Source organism: Streptomyces sp. A0958 (assembly GCF_004795035.1).
Taxonomy (GTDB): domain Bacteria; phylum Actinomycetota; class Actinomycetes; order Streptomycetales; family Streptomycetaceae; genus Streptomyces.
On the sequence record NZ_SSBK01000002.1, the window covers coordinates 290,906 to 308,342 of the forward strand.

Here is a 17,437-nt window from a genome sequence, read left to right on the forward strand (position 1 = left end):
CGACCATGCACCCCGACACGCACCTCGCCCTGCACCGCATCCGCTCCGCCGAACTGCACGCCCGAGCCGACCGGTTCCGGCTGCTCACCCACCGCCGCCCCCAGCGCCCGGCACTACGGGCCCGGCTGGGCTGGACCATGGTCGAGATGGGCCTGCGCCTGATACCGGCCGGCCCCGCCCGCGCCCCTCGAACGGCGTAACGCCGTGGACGGGGGGAAGAACACGTCCGGCCGGGTGCCGCTCGTCACGGTACTGGCCGCCAACTCGGTCTCGACGGCGGGAACTTCGCTCACCCTGATCGGTGTCCCGTGGTTCGTCCTGGAGACGACCGGCAGCGCGGGAAGGGCCGGACTGGTCGCCTTCTGCGCGACGCTCCCGATCGTCGTCTCCGCGCTGATCGGCGGACCCGTCATCGACCGGATCGGCCGCCGCCGGGTCGCGATCGCCTCCGACACGGTGTGCGGACTCGCCGTCGCCGCCGTGCCGTTGCTGTACTTCGCCGACGCGCTCGCCTTCTGGATGCTCTGCGCCCTGATGGCGCTCAACGGACTCGTCCACACCCCCGGCAACACCGCCCGCTACGTCCTCGTGCCCGACCTCGCCGAACACGCGGGCACCACGCTCGCCCGCGCCGCCAGCCTCTTCGACGCGGTCTCGCGCGGGGCCCGGATGGTCGGGGCCGCGCTGGCCGGGGTGCTGATCGCCCTGGTCGGCGCCGAGACCGTACTCCTGCTGGACGCGGCGACCTTCCTCGCCTCGGCGGCGCTGGTCGCGGCGGGCCTGCGGGGCGTGCCCGCGGCGCAGCCGGTCGCGGCCGCCGCGCCGGTGTCGCTGCGCGCCTACCGCCGCGAACTGCGCGAGGGATACGCCTACTTGTTCGGCAACCGGCTGCTGCTGGGCGTCGTGGTGATGGTCCTGTTCATGAACGGCACCGACCAGGGCTGGAACGCCGTCCTGCTCCCGGTGCACACCTCGGCGGAACTCGGCGGGGCGCGCGACCTCGGACTGCTGACCGCGCTGTTCGGGGCGGGCGGGCTGACCGGTGCCCTGGTGTACGGGGCGGTGGGGCACCGCTACTCGCCGCGGGCCGTGTTCAGCGTGTGCGTGGTGCTGTGCGGGGCACCCAGGTTCCTGGTCGCCGCGCTGACCGGCACGACGCTCCCCCTCGCCGTGACGATGGTGCTGAGCGGGGTCGCGGGCGGCGTCCTCAACCCGATCCTGACGACGGTGATCTACGGGAGCGTGCCCGACGCGCTGCGCAGCCGGGTCTCGGGGGCGATCACCGCCGGATGCGAGCTGGCCATGCCGGTGGGCGGTCTGGCGGCCGGCCTGCTGGTGGAGAGCGCGGGCGCCGACGGGGCGCTGCTCGCCATGGGCGCGGTGTACCTGCTCGCCACGCTGAGCCCGCTGGTCTTCCCGGCCTGGCGAACGATGGACGGCGTGGCGCCCGGGGGGCGCGGGGCGCCCGGGGTGTCCGGGGAGCGCGAGGCGCCCGGGGAGCGCGAGGCGCCCGGCGTCGGTGCGCCGGGGGCGGCCCCGGTCAGCAGCTAGGGATCTTCCCCCCGTGGTCCAGGGCCCGGAGCGAGTTCACCGCGCCCTTCAGTGTCGTGACCGGGATCAGCCGCAGGCCCTTCGGCAGCTCGGACTTCGCCTCCGTGCACTCCGCCTTCGGTACGAGGAAGACGGTCGCCCCGTCCCGCCGGGCCGCCTGCGTCTTGAGCGAGACGCCGCCCACCGCGCCGACTTCGCCGTCCGCGTCGATGGTGCCGGTGCCCGCGATGGCGCGGCCGCCGGTCAGGTCGCCGCCCGAGCCGTCGCCGTCGAGCTTGTCGACGATGCCGAGCGCGAAGAAGAGGCCGGCGCTGGGGCCGCCCACGTCGGCCAGGTGCAGGGTGACGTCCACCGAACCGGGCTTCCGGCCGAGGTAGTTGAGCGCGGCGTCGACGGCGGAGTCCTGGGACTTCACCATGTCGTCCAGATTGTGCTTCTCGATCTCCTTCTCGGACCCGCCGGTCGGATACACGGAGTCGCGGGGCAGCACGGCCCGGTCCGTACGGAACCAGCTGTCGACGACGTCCCGGATACCGACGTCGGCCTTGGGGCCCGTCGCCACGATCGTCGTCATCCGCAGCTCGCCCTTGGTGGGCCGGGTGGGGGTGGTGCCCTCGATGCTGATCACCGGGGTGCCGTGATCGTCCCCCAGCACATTCGCGGTCGTCCCCGGCTGCGCCAGCGTGAACGGCAACGGCGCGAAGGCGGCGACACCGAGGAGGGCGAGAACGGGGAGCGCGCAGAGGGCGAGGGTGCGGGGGCGGGTGCGGGGTGTGGACACCGGCCCAATCTAACCCGGGCGGCATTTCCGGCCCGCCCGGGCGGCACCTTCAGCCCGCCCGGCGATTGAGGGCGGAACCAGCCCGCCGAAGACCGGCACCCCAGGGCGGGCCCGCACCGCAGGAGCCAGGGAACACCCGGCCCGGCCGAAGACCGGCACCCCAGGGCGGGCCCGCACCGCAGGAGCCCGGGAACACCCGGCCCGGCCGGCGACCGGCACCCCCAGGGCGGGCCCGCACCCAGAGCCCGGGAACACCCGCACCGCAGGGCCCCCACCCCCCCGCCCGCGCTAGCGAAGCGCGTCCGCGACCTCGCGCGCCGCGTCGACCACGCGGGGCCCCACCCGTTCCGGGACGGAGTCCGCGAGCATGACGACGCCGACGCTGCCCTCCACCCCCGTGACGCCCATCAGCGCGGCCGCCGCCCCGCTCGCGCCCGCTTCGAGTTCGCCGTGGGTAAGCGTGAAGGCCGTCTCGCCCACCGGCTTCTGGCGGGCGGCGAGGATCGCCCGGCCTGCCGCGCCCCGGTCGAGGGGGTGGCGGAAGCCCGCCCGGTAGGCCACGTGGTAGTCGGTCCAGGTGGGTTCGACGACCGCGACGGCCAACGCGTCGGAGCCGTCGACCAGCGTGAGATGGGCGGTGGCCCCGATGTCCTCGGCCAACGAGCGCAGCGCGGGCAGCGCCGCCTCGCGTACGAGCGGATGCACCTGGCGGCCGAGGCGCAGGACGCCGAGGCCGACCCGTGCCCGGCCGCCCAAGTCGCGGCGGATCAGGGTGTGTTGTTCCAGGGTGGCGAGCAGACGGTAGACCACGGTGCGGTTGACGCCGAGTTTGTTGGACAACTCGGTGACCGTCAGGCCGTGATCGGTGTCGGCGAGCAGTTTGAGGACACGCAGTCCTCGGTCGAGCGTCTGGGAGGTCTCCGCGGTCACGACGCCCTCTCCTCTGTGGTGAGCGGCGGCGGCTGGTTCCCGTGGATTGTGCGCCACCGGTCCCATCGGCGACGCACGGAGAGGCCGCCGGCCTGGCCAAGGCACCGGCTGCTCCGCGGCGACATTGCCACGGGGCGTTCACATTTTTTGGACAGTAGCGAGCGAGTCCGCTCAGCGGAAGACCTCGTCCAGAATCCGGTCGCTCCCAAAAACGCGGTTGTGCCGCACGAGCATAAGTGCCGGTCAGCGGGGCGCCGACCGACCACGGCGCATCTACGCGCGTCCATGTCGGCCGACTCCCCCGCGACGCTCCGTAGACGGGATGTGAACCGGCGTTAACTCACCGTGAACATTTTCTGGACGATTTTTCCGTTGACGAGGACCTCGCAGGCCCTGATCGACCGCGTCGCGGGGTCCCGCACGGTGAAGTTGAGGGCGAAGGTGCCGTCGAGACCGATGACCCGGGTGACGTACGAGTCGGAGGTCCGGCCCCCGGAAGCGGTGCGGCCGGTCACGGAGACCGTGGCGACGGGGGCGAAGCCCTTGCCGGTCACCTGGACGACCGTGCCGGGCGGCCCCTCGGGCGGCGAGAGCGCGAAGGACGCGCCGGCCGGGGCGGTGCCGTCCTGGACGGTGAACGCGGCGGTCTCGGTACGGGGGTTGACGAGGACCTCGCGGACCTGGATCGCCACGGTGTCGGCCGCGCCCACGGTGAACGTCTGCGAGAACGCCCCGTCGAGCCCGACGACCTTGGTCCGCACCGGGTCGGAGGTCTTGGAGCCGTCCGCGCGCAGCCCGGTGATCGACACGGTGGCCACCTTCGCGAAGCCCTGGCCGAGGACGGTGACCGCGGTGCCCTTCGGCCCGGCCGCCGGGGTGAGGACGACGAACGTCGGGGAGACGGTCAGCTGGGTCAGGGCCTCGGAGACGCCGGCGGTGACGCGGAGGGCGTAGACACCGCGCGGGGTGGAACCGGCCGGGGTGACCGTGCCGGCGAGGGTGCCGTCGGCGGTGATCCGCAGGGTGGAGCCGCTGATCCCGGCCGCGTCGCAGCCGCTGCCGTCGGTCGCGCACAGGGCGGCGGAGGGGGTGACGCCGGAGGGCCAGTCGTCACCGGACACGGCGATCGTGGAGCCGGGCTTCACCTTGGCGGCGCCTGCCGAGAGCGTCGCGGTGGCCTCGGTCACGGTGAACGGGGTGGTCAGGACGGTCTCCGGGTCGTTGCCCTCGTCCACCTGGACGGCGGCGACGGCCGGGTCGGAGACCGTGAAGTCGGCCGAGAACGTGCCGTCGGGGCGGCTCTTCACGTAGACGGCGGTGTCGTCCAGCGTCGCCCCGGTGGCGTCGAGGCCGACCGTGTTGATCCACCGGTCCTGGTAGTAGTCGCTGCCGGTGACGGTGATGACGCTGCCGACGGGTCCACTGCTCCGGGACAGCGCGATCGTGCGGGGCCCGGCGGGGACGAAGGCCCGGACGGTCAGGGGTGCGGTCATCTCCTTCGTACCGTCGCCGACCTTCACGAGGTACGCGCCGTCCGGCACCGAACCGGCCGCCGCGAGGACCGCGTTGCCGGTGAGCTGTCCCGAGCCGTCGATGGCGAGGGTGGAGTCGGCGAACTTCGCGGCGTCGCAGCCGCCGCCGTCCGCCGCGCAGAGCGAGGGCACGGGGGTGGCCCCCGCGGTCCACCGGCTGCCCGCCAGGGTGACGGCCGTGGACGGCCGGACCGGCGTGGTGGGGGCGATCAGGGTGGGTGGTTTCCCGGCGCTGCCCTCCGCCGTCACGGTGCCGACGGGCCCGCCGCCGGAGGTGACGGTGCAGACGGTCTCGTAGGTGGAGCCGAGGACCTTGGTGCGGGTCAGGTTGCGCAGCGGGGTGAAAGTGATGGGCCCGCCCGCGTCGGCCGGGATGAGGAAGTCCCCCTCGTAGGGCGGGATTTCGATCGGCTTCCCGGACGGTACGTCGAGGTTGGTCTGCGGCCCGGTGACGGTGACCGTGCCGGTGGCGCCGCCGGACATCGCCAGGTCGAGGCTCGGGGTGGTCGGCACGTCGCTGAGGCTGAGCCCGCTGGTGGCGGGGGACGGGCCGAGCGTCACCTTGGCGTGGACCTTGCCGCCGGGGTCGACCACGTCGGGGGTCAGCTCCACGCCGAACTGCTGCGGCCCGTCCGCCTCGCCCTGACCGGCGGGCAGGGAGCAGTGGACGATGGGGGTGATGGTGCCAGCGTGGGCGAGGGGGGCGAGGGCGACGGTGCCGCCGGTCCATGCGAGGACGGCTCCGGCGCCCAGGGCGACGGCGCGGCGTAAGGCCGGGCGGCGGCCCGGGCCGCCGGTGGGTCTGCGGTGCGCGAACATACGGCTCCTCCGAAAGGAAATGGAATGCGAACGCCCCGAATGCGAGGCGAAATGACGGGCGCCCGCCTGCTCCATTGCCGTACGGAACGGGCGACGGAACAGGCGGGCGTCGGCTGGACTTTCCCGGCCCCTTTTACAGCAGGGTCAGGGTGAGCACCGCACTGTAATCTCCGGGGCGGGTGAATTCGGGAACGGTGAGCGTGAGTCCCGCGTCGGTGTCGAACTTCCCGCCGGTGAACGGACGTGATCCGTCCGGATTCATCCGGCACAGGCTCGCCGCCTCGCTCCCGAGCGTGGTGGGCGATCCGGCCACCGGTGTCCCCACGCTGCCGTCCTGCGGGGTGCAGGCCGGCGCCCAGCGCACGGCTCGGGCCGGGATGGTGTCCCCGCCCGCGCTGGTGAAGGCGGTCAGGGTGCCGGTCAGGGACCAGCCGCTGTTGACGCCCCGGGCGTCCTCCACCTCCACCCGGTTGAGCCGGGCGCGCTGCACCCCGCCGTCGGCGCCGAGCACCGTCGTACCGAAGTCGACGGAGTCGCCGTCCTGGGTCATGGACAGCGTCCCGGCCCTGATCTCGGTGGTCAGGCGCTGCTCCGCCGTGCCGCCGCCGTCGCCGCCGCCCTCGGTGGTGACGGTGAACGGGGCGGTGCGTACGGTCGCCGGGTCGTTGCCCTCGTCGGCCTGGACGGCCACCACGTCGTCCGAGATGACGGTGAAGTCCACGGCGAAGGTGCCGTCCGTGCCGCTCTTGACGTAGACCGCGCTGTCGTCGAGCGCGGCGCCCGAGGCGTCGAGGCCGATGACGTTGATCCAGCGGTCCGGGTTGTAGTTGCGGCCGCTGACGGTGACGACGCTGCCGACCGGGCCGCGGTCGGGGGTCAGCGTGATCTCCCGGTTGCCGGCCGCGACGGCCTCGACGGTGAGGGGGGCGGTGGCCTCCCTCGTACCGTCGCCGACCTTCACGAGGTACGAGCCGTTCGGGACCGCCCCGGCCTCGCCGAGGGTCGCGGTGCCGGAGAGCGTTCCGTAGGCGTCGATCCGCAGGGTGTGCGAGGTGAACTTCAGCGGGTCGCAGCCGCCTCCGCCGGCCGCACAGAGCGACGGCACGGGTGAGGCGCCCGGGGTCCAGCCGGAACCGCTCAGCTTCACCGCGGTGTGCGGGCGTACCGGGCCCGCGGGGGCGGTGAGGGTGGCGGGATCGGATGTGGAGCCCTCCGCCGTGACGGTGCCGACCCCGGCCTCGCCGCCGACGATGTCGCAGGGCGTCTCGAAGACGGAGCCGAGCACCTTGGTCTGCGTCAGCGTGCGGACCACCGCGAACGAGATGTCTCCCGACGCGTCCGCCGGGAGCAGGAAGTCGCCCTCGTACGCCGGGGTCTCGATGGGCACCCCGGCCGGGATGTCCAGGATGATCTCGGGGCCGCGCACGGTGACCGTGCCCGTGGCGCCGCCCGTCATCGCGAGGTCGAGGCTGGGGATCGTCGGCACGTCGGCAAGGGCGAGTGCGCTGGTGGCCGGGGACGGGCCCAGGGTCACCTTCGCGTGGACCTTGCCGCCGGGTTCGACGACGGCGGGCGACAGCTCCACGTCCATCTGCTGCGGCCCGGTCGCCTCGCCCTGTCCGGCCGGCAGGGTGCAGTGGACGGTCGGGGTGACCGTCCCGGCCGCCGAGGCGGGGGCGGGGGCGGGGCGCGGGGATGCGGAGGCACCGGCGCAGCCCAGCGACAGCACGAAGCAGGCAGCGAGCAGTCCGGTCACTCCGGGTCTTCGTCGTCGGATCACCTGACACCCTTTCCTGGACCATTGATTGCGCACATTGAGGAGGCCGCGCCCAGAGAAGTCAAGAGACACCGAATTGATCCTTTCGAACCCGTGCCGCCCGCCCCGGAAAGGAATTCCGGACGGGTTTACGCACCGCCTCCCGCTTACCTGTTGACTTCTTCGAAGATCACCGTTTCACTGCACCCGACATGCCGGGCCCGGCACGCAGATCCGTACGTACGAGCAAGGCATCGCACACGGCGCGTACGGCGAATCCGCGGAATTCAACCGGAAGGAGTTCCACCCGTCATGTCGATCTCTTCACGCGCTTCGAGAGCGCCGGGCCGAAGACGCTTACCGCTGATCCTGGCGGCGGCGTGTTCGACCGGAGCACTGCTCGCCCTGTCCGCCCCGACAGCCTCGGCGGTGACCCCGCTCACCGCGACGGCCACCTACGACTGCGGCTCCTGGGGCAGCGGTCTCGCCACTCTGACCGCGGCCGACGGCGCCTCCGGCAAGACCGTCAAGGTCACGTCCACGGCGATCAGGATGCCGGCCGGCACGAGTGCCGACCCGAACAGCATCACGACGACGCTCAGGCTCACCAAGACCTCGGGCGGCGTCACCAGTCAGGTGCAGTTCTCCGCGAAGACCAACCCCGGTCTGAGCGGCGGCAATCCGATCACGCTCGGACCGCTGAAGCTCACCTCCGGCACGCTCGCGGCCGGGGACAGCACCGGTTCCGTGGTGCTGCCCACTCCCCCGGGCGCCTCCAACTGGTCACTGCAGATCGTGGCCTCGTCCCCGACGTCCGCCACCGTGCCGTGCGTGGCGACGTCCGCCCTGTCCGCGCCGTTCGTCTGGTAGCGGGCCCCGCATGACGCCGGCCCGGGGCGGGGACGTCCGTCCCCGCCCCGGGCCGGTGCGTGCCCGTGCCGTACGGGGCTCACCTCATCCGGGTGGCCCACTCCTGGACCTTCTTGATCCGCTGCTCGATCTGGCCGGCCGTGGCCTCCGCGCTGGGCGGCCCGCCGCACACCCGGCGCAGCTCGGTGTGGATGACGCCGTGCGGCTTGCCGCTCTGGTGGGTGTAGGCCGACACCATGGTGTTCAGCTGCTTGCGCAGGCCCAGCAGCTGCTTGTGCGTGACGACCGGCCGGTCCTCGGCCGGCTTCTCCAGCAGGTCGGCCTCCGACGCGGGCTTCTGCCGGCTGTGCGCGATCTGCCGGGACTGCCGCTTCTGGAGCAGCAGCTGAACCTGGTCGGGTTCGAGGAGCCCGGGAATCCCGAGGTAGTCCTGCTCCTCCTCGCTACCGGGGTGCGCCTGCATGCCGAACTCGGCGCCGTCGTACAGCACCCGGTCGAAGACCGCGTCGGACTCCAGCGCCTCGAAGGGCAGCTGCTCCTCGGTCTCCTCGTCCTCCAGTTTCTCGGCGTCGGCGAGGAGCTTGTCCTCCTCGGCGAACGGGTTCTCCTCGTCGCTGCCCTTCTTGGGCTTGTCGAGGACGTGGTCCCGTTCGACCTCCATCTCGTTGGCGAAGTCGAGGAGCATCGGGATGGTGGGCACGAAGACGGACGCGGTCTCGCCGCGCCTGCGGGAGCGCACGAAGCGGCCGACGGCCTGCGCGAAGAACAGCGGGGTCGAGATGGTGGTGGCGTACACGCCGACGGCCAGGCGCGGCACGTCGACACCTTCCGACACCATGCGTACCGCGACCATCCAGCGCGATTCGTCCTCGCTGAACTTGTCGATCTTCTTCGACGCGGCCTTCTCGTCGGAGAGGACGACGGTGGCCGACTCGCCGGTGACCTTCTTCAGGATCTTGGCGTACGCGCGTGCCGACTCCTGGTCCGTCGCGATGACGAGCCCGCCCGCGTCCGGGATGCCCTTGCGGACCTCGGTGAGCCGCTTGTCGGCGGCGCTGAGCACGTTGGGAATCCAGTCACCGGTGGGCGACAGGGCGGTGCGCCAGGCCTGCCCGATGGCGTCCTTGGTCATCGGTTCGCCGAGCCGGGCGGCGATCTCGTCCCCGGCCTTGGTGCGCCAGCGCATGTTGCCGCTGTAGCTGAGGAAGATCACCGGGCGCACGACGCCGTCGGCCAGGGCGTTGCCGTAGCCGTAGGTGTAGTCGGCCGAGGAGCGGCGGATGCCGTCGTTGCCCTCCTCGTACACGACGAACGGGATCGGGTTGGTGTCCGACCGGAACGGCGTACCGGTGAGCGCGAGCCGCCGGGTCGCCGGGTCGAACGCCTCCTGGCAGGCCTCGCCCCAGGACTTCGAGTCACCGGCGTGGTGGATCTCGTCCAGGATCACCAGGGTCTTGCGCTGCTCGCACCGGTTGCGGTGCAGCATCGGGCGCACCCCGACGCCCGCGTACGTGACGGCGACCCCGTGGTACTCCTTGCTCAGCGGGCCTGCGCTGTAGTCCGGGTCGAGCTTGATCCCTATCCGGGCGGCCGCCTCCGCCCACTGCTTCTTCAGGTGCTCGGTGGGAGCGACGACGGTGACCTGCTGCACGACGTGGTGGTGCAGCAGCCAGGACGCGAGGGTCAGCGCGAAGGTGGTCTTCCCCGCGCCGGGGGTGGCGACCGCGAGGAAGTCGCGCGGCTGCTCCTGGATGTACTTCTCCATGGCGCCCTGCTGCCAGGCTCGCAGCTTGCCGGCGGTGCCCCAGGGGGCGCGGCCGGGGAAGGCGGGTGAGAGGTGGTGGGAGGCGGTAGTAGTCACGGTCTCCGGTTCGGGTCTCTCGGGTACGTGTGGCGCTGTCCGCACGGGCCGGGCCGGCCCCGCACGCGATACGACAACCGGGCCACCCTACCGGGGCCGGCGCCCCGCCCCGCCGCGTACCGCACCGCCCCGCACGGAATTGCGACGGCTCTCACACGGGGTCGGTCATCAGGTTGCGGAGACCCTCGGAGATGGTCTTCACCTCGTCCGTCTCCCCCGTCGCGACCGCGATGACCAGGCGTTCCGCCGCGTCGATATCGGGGCGGAGATCGGCCCCGTTCATGGCGAGGAAGGTGACGCAGGACAGCCAGGCGGTGCGTTTGTTGCCGTCGAAGAGCGGGTGGTTGATCGCCAGGGACTGCAGGAGTGCGGCCGCCTTGTCGATGACGTCCGTATATGCCTCCTGGCCGAACATGGACGCCGACGGCCGGTGGGCCGCCGACTCCAGGAGGCCGGCGTCGCGGACCACGATCCGCATGTCCGGGCAGGCGTGCTCGGCGATGACGAGGATGTCCTCGGAGCTCAGGTAGACACAGCTCACTTGAGCCGCTCCATGAGCTCGCCCCACTTGGCGGCCTGCTCCTTGGCGGTCCGGCGGACGATGGCCTGCTGAGCGGTCCGGGCCAGGTAGTCGTCCACGGCCTGGAGCAGTATGGCGTGCATGCTCGTGCCCTCCTGCTCGGCGCGCTGCTTGAGGGCTTCGGTCTGGTCGTCACGGAGACGCAGGTTCATAGCCATACCAAAACGGTACCACCGGGTGGGGCCAAACTGGTACCAGCTACGACGTCCGCACCCGCCCCGCCACCCAGGCCCCCACCAGCGCCACACCCGCCATCGGCAGGAACACCACCGCGAACGCGCCCGGGTGCGAGGCGGAGGCGCCCTGCTCCACCGCCTCGTGGGCCGCGCCCACCGCTCCCCCGCCGAGTGCGGCGAACGCCGCGCCGCCCGCGGCCAGCAGCAGGACGTTGGAGAGGCCGTCGGAGATCTGGAGGGCGGCCGAGTTGGCGCCGGCCTCGTGGGGGGCGGACAGCTTCAGCAGCAGCACACTGGTCGAGGCGATCACCATGCCCATGCCGAAGCAGCCGAAGGCCCAGGCCACCGCCACGGTCCAGACCGGCACCGAGTCGATCAGCACCGCCGGTGCCGCCGCGATCGCCGCGGCGACCAGCACCATGCCGCCCACCATCAGCGGCTCGCGGTGCGCCTCCAGGCGGGGCCGCGACTGCACGTACGAACCCAGCGCCCAGGTCCCGCCGCCGGCGGCGAGGGAGAGCCCGGCCATCGTCGGGGACAGTCCGCGCTGGGTGACCAGCATCAGCGGGACGAACGACTCGGCGGCGATGAACGACCCGGCCGCCACCCCGCGCAGCAGCACCACCGAGGGCAGCCCGCGGGCCGCACGGCCGGTGCCCGGGGGCAGCAGGCCGCGTACGGCGGGGACGAGCAGGGCCACCCCGGCGGCGGCCGGCAGCAGCGAGAACCAGTTCCGCTCCTGCCCGGCGTACTGGAGCAGACCCGCGCCCACCGAGATCCCCAGCGCGAGCACGATGCGCCGGCGGTCGTACGGCTCCACGGGCGCCGCCGGGTCCGCGGGCCCCGACGCCATCCGCCGGATCGCGGGCAGCGCGAGTGCCAGCGGGAAGACCACCAGGACCGGGATGCCGATGAAGACCCAGCGCCAGCCCAGGTGCTCGGTGACGCTCCCGGCGGCCAGCGGCCCCACGACGGACGGGATCACCCAGCTCGCGGCGAACGCGGCCATGATCGCGGGGCGCAGCTTCTCCGGGTAGGCCCGGCTGATCACCACGTACAGCGCGACGATCACCAGCCCGCCGCCGAGCCCCTGCACGGCCCGGCCCGCGACGAACATCCACATGGTGCCCGCGGTCCCGGACAGCAGCAGCCCCGCCCCGAAGGCGCTGATCCCGGTGGCCAGCGGGGCCAGCGGGCCGCGCCGGTCGGCCCACTGCCCGGACAGCACCATGGCGAAGAGGCTGGTGGTGAAGTACGCCGAGAACGCGAACGCGTACAGCGGGATGCCGTGCAGCTCCCGGGCGGCGACCGGCATCGCGGTCCCCACGGCGGTCGCCTCGAAGGCGATCAGGAAGACGACGGAGACGATGCCGATGCTGAGCGCCCGGTAGGTCCGTCCCAGAACCCCTTCGGAGCCGGTGTCCTCGGTGGGGAGCGGGGCGGGCAGGACATCGGTGTCACGCGAGACATCGGTGTCACGCGGTTCCAGGGCGGTCATGAGCCAAGAGTAAGGGGCGAAATGCGCCGTGAACCCTGTCGGGAGTCGCCCCCGCACTCCGCCGTTGGTCGTAGGCCCGCCGCGCGGATCGTGAACGCCGTGTGGCAGTCGCGTTGCACACCGCCCCGAAGCCTTGAGCGGCCCGTCCGCCCGGCCGTACGGTCTTTTCAGCGACACCACGCAGGACCGTGTGCCCGAGAGGCTCAGGGGCTCGACTGCAACTCGAGTTACACCGGTTCGAATCCGGTCACGGTCTCCACACACCACCGCCCGCCCCTCGCGCCGAGGGGCGGGCGGTGTGCCATGTCCGTGTCCGCGCCCTCACGCCTTGGGGGCAGCCACCGCCGCCTGGGGCCGGATCGGGAGGCGGTTGACCGGGCGGCCCGTTGCCGAGCGGACCGCGGCGGCCACGGCGGCCGGGGAGGTCACGACGGGAACCGCGGAGGCGGGCTTGGCGCCGAAGGGGGCCACCACGTCGCGCTCCTCGATCAGTTTGACGATGCGGATCTCCGGGGTGTCCAGCGAGGTCGGCAGGGCGTACCCGGTGAGGTCGGGGTGGCGGACCAGGCCGCGGGCGGTGCGCAGGTTCTCCGTCAGGGCGGCGCCGATGCCCTGGGTGACGCCCGCCTCGATACGGGTCGCCAGCTGGGAGGGGTTGAGGACGCGGCCGACGTCCTGGGCGACCGCCATCTCGACCACCCGGACCGAGCCGAGCTCGATGTCGACGTCCACCACCGCGCGGACCGCGCAGAACGCCAGGCCGACGAAGGCGTCGCCCTGGCCGGACTCGTCCAGCGGTTCGGTGGGGTGGGGGCGGCACTGGGCGGTGGCCCAGAGCTCCTTGCCGTCCAGCGCCTCCGCGACGGTCGTGGAGAGCACCCCGTCGTACGAGGTGATCTTGCCGTCGGCGATCTGGAGCAGTTCCGTGGACATGCCGAACTTGTGGGCCAGCGGCTGGAGGAGCTGGGTGCGGACCATCTTCGCGGCGCGTTCGACGGCGCCGGCGGAGACCCAGGTGTGGCGTCCGTGGGTGGCCGCTCCCGCGGGGGGCTGGTCGGTGTCGACGGAGGCGACGTGCACCTCCTCGACGCCCAGGGTCTCCTGGACGACCTGCCGGGCCAGCGTGGAGAAGCCCTGGCCCGTCTCGACTGCCGCGCAGATGACGGTGGCGACCGAGTCGTGGACCCGGACCGTGGCCGTGGACACCTCGTCGGCGCCCTCCGCGCCGAGCATGTGCACCATGCCGAGCGCGTACCCGACACCGCGCCGCACCGCGCCCGGTTCGCCCGCGCCCTCGGGTCCGCCCGGCAGCAGCCAGTCGTCCTCCGGGGCGTCCTTGGGCAGCGAGGGCAGCGGGAAGTCCCGTACCGCGCCCAGGAGTTCGGCGACGGGGGCGGGGCAGGTCACCGTCTGCCCGGTGGGCAGGATGTCGCCGGTGGACAGGGCGTTGCGCAGCCGCAGCTCGGCCGGGTCGACGGACAGCTTGGCGGCCAGCTTGTCCATCTGGCCCTCGTAGGCGGCGCAGACCTGCATCGCGCCCTCGCCCCGGACATGGCCGGAGGGCGGGTTGTTCGTACGGACGGCCCAGCCCTCGATGAAGGCGTGCGGGACGACGTACGGGCCGCAGGCGAAGGCGACCGCGGCGGCCAGCGACTCCGAGGAGGCGTCCGCGTAGGCACCCGCGTCCAGCAGGATCTGCGCCTCGACCTTGACCAGGCGGCCCTCGGCGTCCGCGTGGTGGCGGTAGCGCAGCAGGGTCGGGTGGCGGTGGGCGTGGCCGAGGAAGGACTCCTCGCGGGTGGCGGCCAGTTTGACCGGGCAGCCGGTGCGCAGGGCGAGCAGGCCGAGCGGCAGTTGGAAGGCGGGGTCCTCGCGGTCGCCGGTCGCGCCGGGCACCCCGGTGACGACGACCTTCACCCGGTCCGGTTCGAGGCCGAAGCAGGCGGCGGCCAGGTCGCGGTCGGTGTGCGGGTCGGTGGAGGCGGTGTAGAGCTCCACGCCCCCGTCGGGCCGGGGGACGGCGAGCCCGGCCTCGGCGCCGATCGGGGCCGGGTCCTGGCGGCCGATGCGGTACAGGCCCTCCACGACGACCTCGCCGACGGCCTCCGGGTCGCCGTAGCGCAGCGGGATGTGACGGATCAGGTTGCCGTCGGGGTGCAGCGGCTCGGCGGCGAAGGCCTTCTCCGGGTCGGTGACCGCTTCCAGCACCTCGTACTCGACGGCGATGGCGGCGGCGGCCAGCCGGGCGGTGTCCGGGTGGTCGGCGGCGACGGCGGCGATCGGCTCGCCGTGGTGGCGGACCAGGTCGGAGGCGAAGACGGGGCGGTCGACGACCTTGCGGCCGTACATGGCCTCGCCGGGGACGTCCTCGTGGGTGACGACCGCACGGACGCCGGGCATCTCGGTGGCGGCCGAGGTGTCGATGGACAGGATGCGGGCGTGCGCGTGCGGGGAGCGCAGGACGGCCGCCCAGAGCAGGCCCTCGGCCCACAGGTCGGCGGCGTACGGGAAGGTGCCCTCGGTCTTGGGGCGGGCGTCGGCCGGCGGCAGCGAGGCGCCCAGGCCCAGGAGCGGCCGCTCGGCCTCGGGGCCGCCCGGGCCGTCCAGGGACGGGATGCTGATCGCCGTGTGGGTGGCGCCGGCCGCGGTGGCCGCGTCGTTGCTCACGCCATGCCTCCGTCCTGCTGGTGGGCCTGCACACTACCCGCGCCCGGGGCCGCCTGGTGCGGGATGCGGGCCCCGTCCGGTTCCGCGGATTCCTGCGCGGGCGGCACGGCGGCCTCGGCTGCCGCTTCGGCGGCGGCCTCGCGACCCGCGATGACCTCGTTGACGGCGTCCAGGACGCCCCGGTAGCCGGAGCAGCGGCAGAGGTTGCCGCACAGCGCCCGGCGGGTCTCCAGCTCGCTGGGGGCGTGGTTGCCCTCCAGGAGGTCGTGGACGGTCATCGCCATGCCGGGGATGCAGAAGCCGCACTGGACGGCGCCGCAGTCGGCCAGCGCCCGCTGGACGTCGGACGGTTCCCCGTCGACGGCCAGGCCCTCCACCGTACGGACCTCGCTGCCCGCCGTCGTGGCGGCCGGGACCAGGCAGGAGGCGACGAGACGGCCGTCCACCTGGACGTTGCACGCCCCGCACTCGCCCTGCGAGCAGCCGTCCTTGGCACCGGCGAGGCCGAGGCGCTCGCGCAGCACGTAGAGCAGCGACTCGCCGATCCAGGCGTCGGTGACGGGCCGGTCCACGCCGTTGACGTGCAGCGTGTAGGAGGCGGCGGGGTGCTCGCTGGGCAGCGCGGACGCGGCGGCGGGCGGAGGGTCGGACGCCTCCGCGACGGGTTCCGCGACGGGTTCCGGTTCGGCGTCCGGGAGCGCGTCCTCGTCCGCCGGCCCGGGTGTCGGCTCGGGTGCCGCCTGCTCGGCGTCGGGCTGCTCGTCGGCGGACGGCTGCGCCTCGGGGGCGCCCTCGGGCACGTCCGCAGGCACGTCCGCAACAGCGTCGGGCCCGGCCTCGGGACCGGCTTCCGGACCGGCCTCGGGAGGCTGTTCTGCTTCCGCTTCCGCGCGCACTGCCGGGGACTCCGCCGTCGGCGTCTCCACGACCGGTGTCTCCGCCGCCGGTTCCTGCGTCGCCCACGGCGCGGTCGCGCCGCCCGGCAGGGTGGCCGGGCGGTCCGCGTACCAGTCGGCGGGCGGCGGGGCGGTGTAGAGCTCGCCGGAGTCGTCGGAGAGTTCGGCGGCCGGGGCCGGCCAGGGTGCGGCGTCGACGGACCACTGGCCGGTGGCGGCCGGGTCTCCGGCGTACGGGTCCTGGTAGGGGCTCCGGTGCTGCTGTGCCTCGGGGTGCGGGTAGCCGTAGCCGGACTGCTGGTTCGGGTCGGGCCAGTGCACCGCGTCCGGCGCGGGCCGCTGCTCCGGCTGCGTGCCGTGCTCGTGCTGACCGGCCTGCGCCTGCGGCTCCGGGTTCTGGACGACCCAGTTGCCGGTGGCGGCCGGGTCGAGCCCGGCGGCGGGGGTCAGCGGCAGGATCATCGGCGGCACGTACCCGTGGCCGGGCGCGGCCAGCGGGATGTCCGCCAGGTCCTCCGGCGGCAGGTGGACGAAGGCGGTCGCCTCGCCGTCGTACTCGCCGCCCTGCGGGGTCGGCTCCCAGCCGCCGTGCCGCTCGGCGGGGTTCTCCTTGCTCACGACAGTGCCCTCCCCAGCGCGCGTCGGGCCAGCGCGGCGACGGTGCGCCGCAGGTGCAGTACGGCGGGGGACAGCGGTGGTGCCTGGCCCCCGTCGGCGGGTGGTTCCTGGTCCGGGATGCAGGCGGCCGCGACGTACTCGCCGAAGGCGGCCAGCGCGTCGGGCGCGAGGCCGCGCGCCCCGTCCCAGTCGATCAGCGAGCCGATCCAGCGCTCGGCCTCCAGCGGGCGCAGCGGCATCGGCGCGATGGCACCGACCGCGCAGCGCACCCCGCGCCTGGCCGGGTCGAGGACGATCGCGACGGAGGCGGTGGCGCGGCCGGGGCCGGTGCGGCCGGTGGCCTTGAGGAAGACCTGCGGGGCGTGCAGCAGCGGTACGCGGACGAAGCCGATCAACTCGGCGGGCTCCAGCATCTCCCGGCCGGCCAGCAGGTGCGAGACCGGGATCTCGCGGCGGGCGCCGCCGGGGCCCGCGATGACGAGTTCGGCCTCCAGCGCGGCGAGCACCGGCAGCGCGTCGCCGGTCGGGGCGGCGGTCGCGATGTTGCCGCCGAGCGTGCCGGCGTTGCGGATCTGCGGGGGGCCCGCGGCGCGCGCGGAGGCGGCGAGCGCGGGGATGAGGGCAGCGAAGTCGGGCCGTCCCATGCGGGCATGGGTCAGGCCGGCGCCCAGCAGGGCGTGACCGTCCTGGTAGTGCCAGCCGCGCAGCTCGCTGATCCGGCCGAGACCGACCAGACCGGAGGGGCGCAGGAGCCCCTTGTTGACGGCCGACATCAGGTCCGTGCCGCCTGCCACGGGGACGGCGGCCGGCATGGCGCCGAGTGCCGCCACGGCCTCGTCCAGCGAGGCAGGCAGCGTGACGGACTGCGTCGCCTGCGGTGCGTGCATGGTCAACCCAGCTGC

The 17,437-nt window shown here is 73.5% G+C and carries 14 protein-coding genes and 1 tRNA gene; 4 read left to right on the plus strand and 11 right to left on the minus strand.

The genetic code is table 11. The annotated features are described in order from the left end of the window. Positions 1 to 5 precede the first annotated feature (5 nt). Together E6P78_RS03395 and E6P78_RS03400 are read left to right on the plus strand one after the other, a co-directional pair. Positions 6 to 200: a hypothetical protein gene (locus E6P78_RS03395; protein WP_136201972.1), complete on the plus strand. Its 195-nt coding sequence runs from the start codon at positions 6 to 8 to the stop codon at positions 198 to 200. Positions 201 to 204: 4 nt separating this feature from the next. Then, entirely contained in the window at positions 205 to 1,551 is a 1,347-nt protein-coding gene (locus E6P78_RS03400; RefSeq protein ID WP_136201973.1) for an MFS transporter, read from the plus strand. Here the strand turns inward: E6P78_RS03400 and E6P78_RS03405 are convergent. The 4 genes from E6P78_RS03405 to E6P78_RS03420 form a co-directional block, all read right to left on the minus strand. Beyond that, positions 1,541 to 2,332: a S16 family serine protease gene (locus E6P78_RS03405; protein ID WP_136201974.1), complete on the minus strand. Its 792-nt coding sequence runs from the start codon at positions 2,330 to 2,332 to the stop codon at positions 1,541 to 1,543. The genes E6P78_RS03400 and E6P78_RS03405 overlap by 11 nt on opposite strands. A 288-nt stretch (positions 2,333 to 2,620) precedes the next feature. After that, positions 2,621 to 3,262: a helix-turn-helix domain-containing protein gene (locus tag E6P78_RS03410; protein WP_136201975.1), complete on the minus strand. Its 642-nt coding sequence runs from the start codon at positions 3,260 to 3,262 to the stop codon at positions 2,621 to 2,623. 335 nt (positions 3,263 to 3,597) lie between these two features. After that, the gene (locus E6P78_RS03415) at positions 3,598 to 5,613 is read right to left on the minus strand and encodes a hypothetical protein (protein ID WP_136201976.1); all 2,016 of its coding nucleotides are present in this window, start codon (positions 5,611 to 5,613) and stop codon (positions 3,598 to 3,600) included. A 133-nt stretch (positions 5,614 to 5,746) separates the two neighbouring features. Continuing rightward, entirely contained in the window at positions 5,747 to 7,369 is a 1,623-nt protein-coding gene (locus E6P78_RS03420; protein ID WP_136201977.1) for a hypothetical protein, read from the minus strand. A 312-nt stretch (positions 7,370 to 7,681) separates the two neighbouring features. Here E6P78_RS03420 and E6P78_RS03425 point away from each other — a divergent pair, with 312 nt between their 5' ends. Continuing rightward, a complete protein-coding gene (locus tag E6P78_RS03425; protein WP_240799024.1) occupies positions 7,682 to 8,239 on the plus strand; it encodes a hypothetical protein in 558 nt (185 codons plus the stop codon). 79 nt (positions 8,240 to 8,318) lie between these two features. Here the strand turns inward: E6P78_RS03425 and E6P78_RS03430 are convergent, their stop codons facing one another. The 4 genes from E6P78_RS03430 to E6P78_RS03445 all read right to left on the minus strand — a co-directional run bounded on the left by E6P78_RS03430 (position 8,319) and on the right by E6P78_RS03445 (position 12,354). Continuing rightward, positions 8,319 to 10,100, minus strand: coding sequence for a DEAD/DEAH box helicase (locus E6P78_RS03430; RefSeq protein ID WP_136201978.1), 1,782 nt, complete (start codon positions 10,098 to 10,100; stop codon positions 8,319 to 8,321). A gap of 151 nt (positions 10,101 to 10,251) precedes the next feature. After that, positions 10,252 to 10,641, minus strand: coding sequence for a type II toxin-antitoxin system death-on-curing family toxin (locus E6P78_RS03435; RefSeq protein ID WP_136201979.1), 390 nt, complete (start codon positions 10,639 to 10,641; stop codon positions 10,252 to 10,254). Then, positions 10,638 to 10,838, minus strand: coding sequence for a ribbon-helix-helix protein, CopG family (locus tag E6P78_RS03440; protein WP_136201980.1), 201 nt, complete (start codon positions 10,836 to 10,838; stop codon positions 10,638 to 10,640). The genes E6P78_RS03435 and E6P78_RS03440 overlap by 4 nt, the downstream gene beginning before the upstream one ends. A 40-nt stretch (positions 10,839 to 10,878) precedes the next feature. Further along, positions 10,879 to 12,354 carry an MFS transporter gene (locus E6P78_RS03445; protein ID WP_136201981.1) on the minus strand — a complete coding sequence of 492 codons (1,476 nt, stop codon included), beginning with the start codon at positions 12,352 to 12,354 and terminating at the stop codon, positions 10,879 to 10,881. Between the two features lie 184 nt (positions 12,355 to 12,538). Here E6P78_RS03445 and E6P78_RS03450 point away from each other — a divergent pair. After that, a tRNA-Cys gene (locus tag E6P78_RS03450) sits at positions 12,539 to 12,613 on the plus strand. A gap of 62 nt (positions 12,614 to 12,675) precedes the next feature. On the opposite strand, the gene E6P78_RS03455 is transcribed toward E6P78_RS03450, so the two are convergent. From E6P78_RS03455 to E6P78_RS03465, 3 genes are read right to left on the minus strand one after another with little or no spacing between them, the layout of a single operon-like run. Then, positions 12,676 to 15,021 carry a xanthine dehydrogenase family protein molybdopterin-binding subunit gene (locus E6P78_RS03455; RefSeq protein WP_136201982.1) on the minus strand — a complete coding sequence of 782 codons (2,346 nt, stop codon included), beginning with the start codon at positions 15,019 to 15,021 and terminating at the stop codon, positions 12,676 to 12,678. Beyond that, the gene (locus E6P78_RS03460; RefSeq protein WP_136201983.1) at positions 15,018 to 16,535 is read right to left on the minus strand and encodes a (2Fe-2S)-binding protein; all 1,518 of its coding nucleotides are present in this window, start codon (positions 16,533 to 16,535) and stop codon (positions 15,018 to 15,020) included. Before E6P78_RS03460 ends, E6P78_RS03455 begins: the two co-directional genes overlap by 4 nt. Continuing rightward, positions 16,532 to 17,428, minus strand: coding sequence for an FAD binding domain-containing protein (locus E6P78_RS03465; RefSeq protein ID WP_168712548.1), 897 nt, complete (start codon positions 17,426 to 17,428; stop codon positions 16,532 to 16,534). The genes E6P78_RS03460 and E6P78_RS03465 overlap by 4 nt, the downstream gene beginning before the upstream one ends. Positions 17,429 to 17,437 lie beyond the last annotated feature (9 nt).

What these genes read in the sequence shown, in the direction of transcription:
- E6P78_RS03395 (WP_136201972.1), top strand. Translation starts at nt 6, where the DNA reads ATGCACCCCGACACGCACCTCGCCCTGCACCGCATCCGCTCCGCCGAA.
- E6P78_RS03415 (WP_136201976.1), bottom strand. Translation starts at nt 5,613, where the DNA reads ATGTTCGCGCACCGCAGACCCACCGGCGGCCCGGGCCGCCGCCCGGCC.
- E6P78_RS03425 (WP_240799024.1), top strand. Translation starts at nt 7,682, where the DNA reads ATGTCGATCTCTTCACGCGCTTCGAGAGCGCCGGGCCGAAGACGCTTA.
- E6P78_RS03440 (WP_136201980.1), bottom strand. Translation starts at nt 10,838, where the DNA reads ATGGCTATGAACCTGCGTCTCCGTGACGACCAGACCGAAGCCCTCAAG.
- E6P78_RS03445 (WP_136201981.1), bottom strand. Translation starts at nt 12,354, where the DNA reads ATGACCGCCCTGGAACCGCGTGACACCGATGTCTCGCGTGACACCGAT.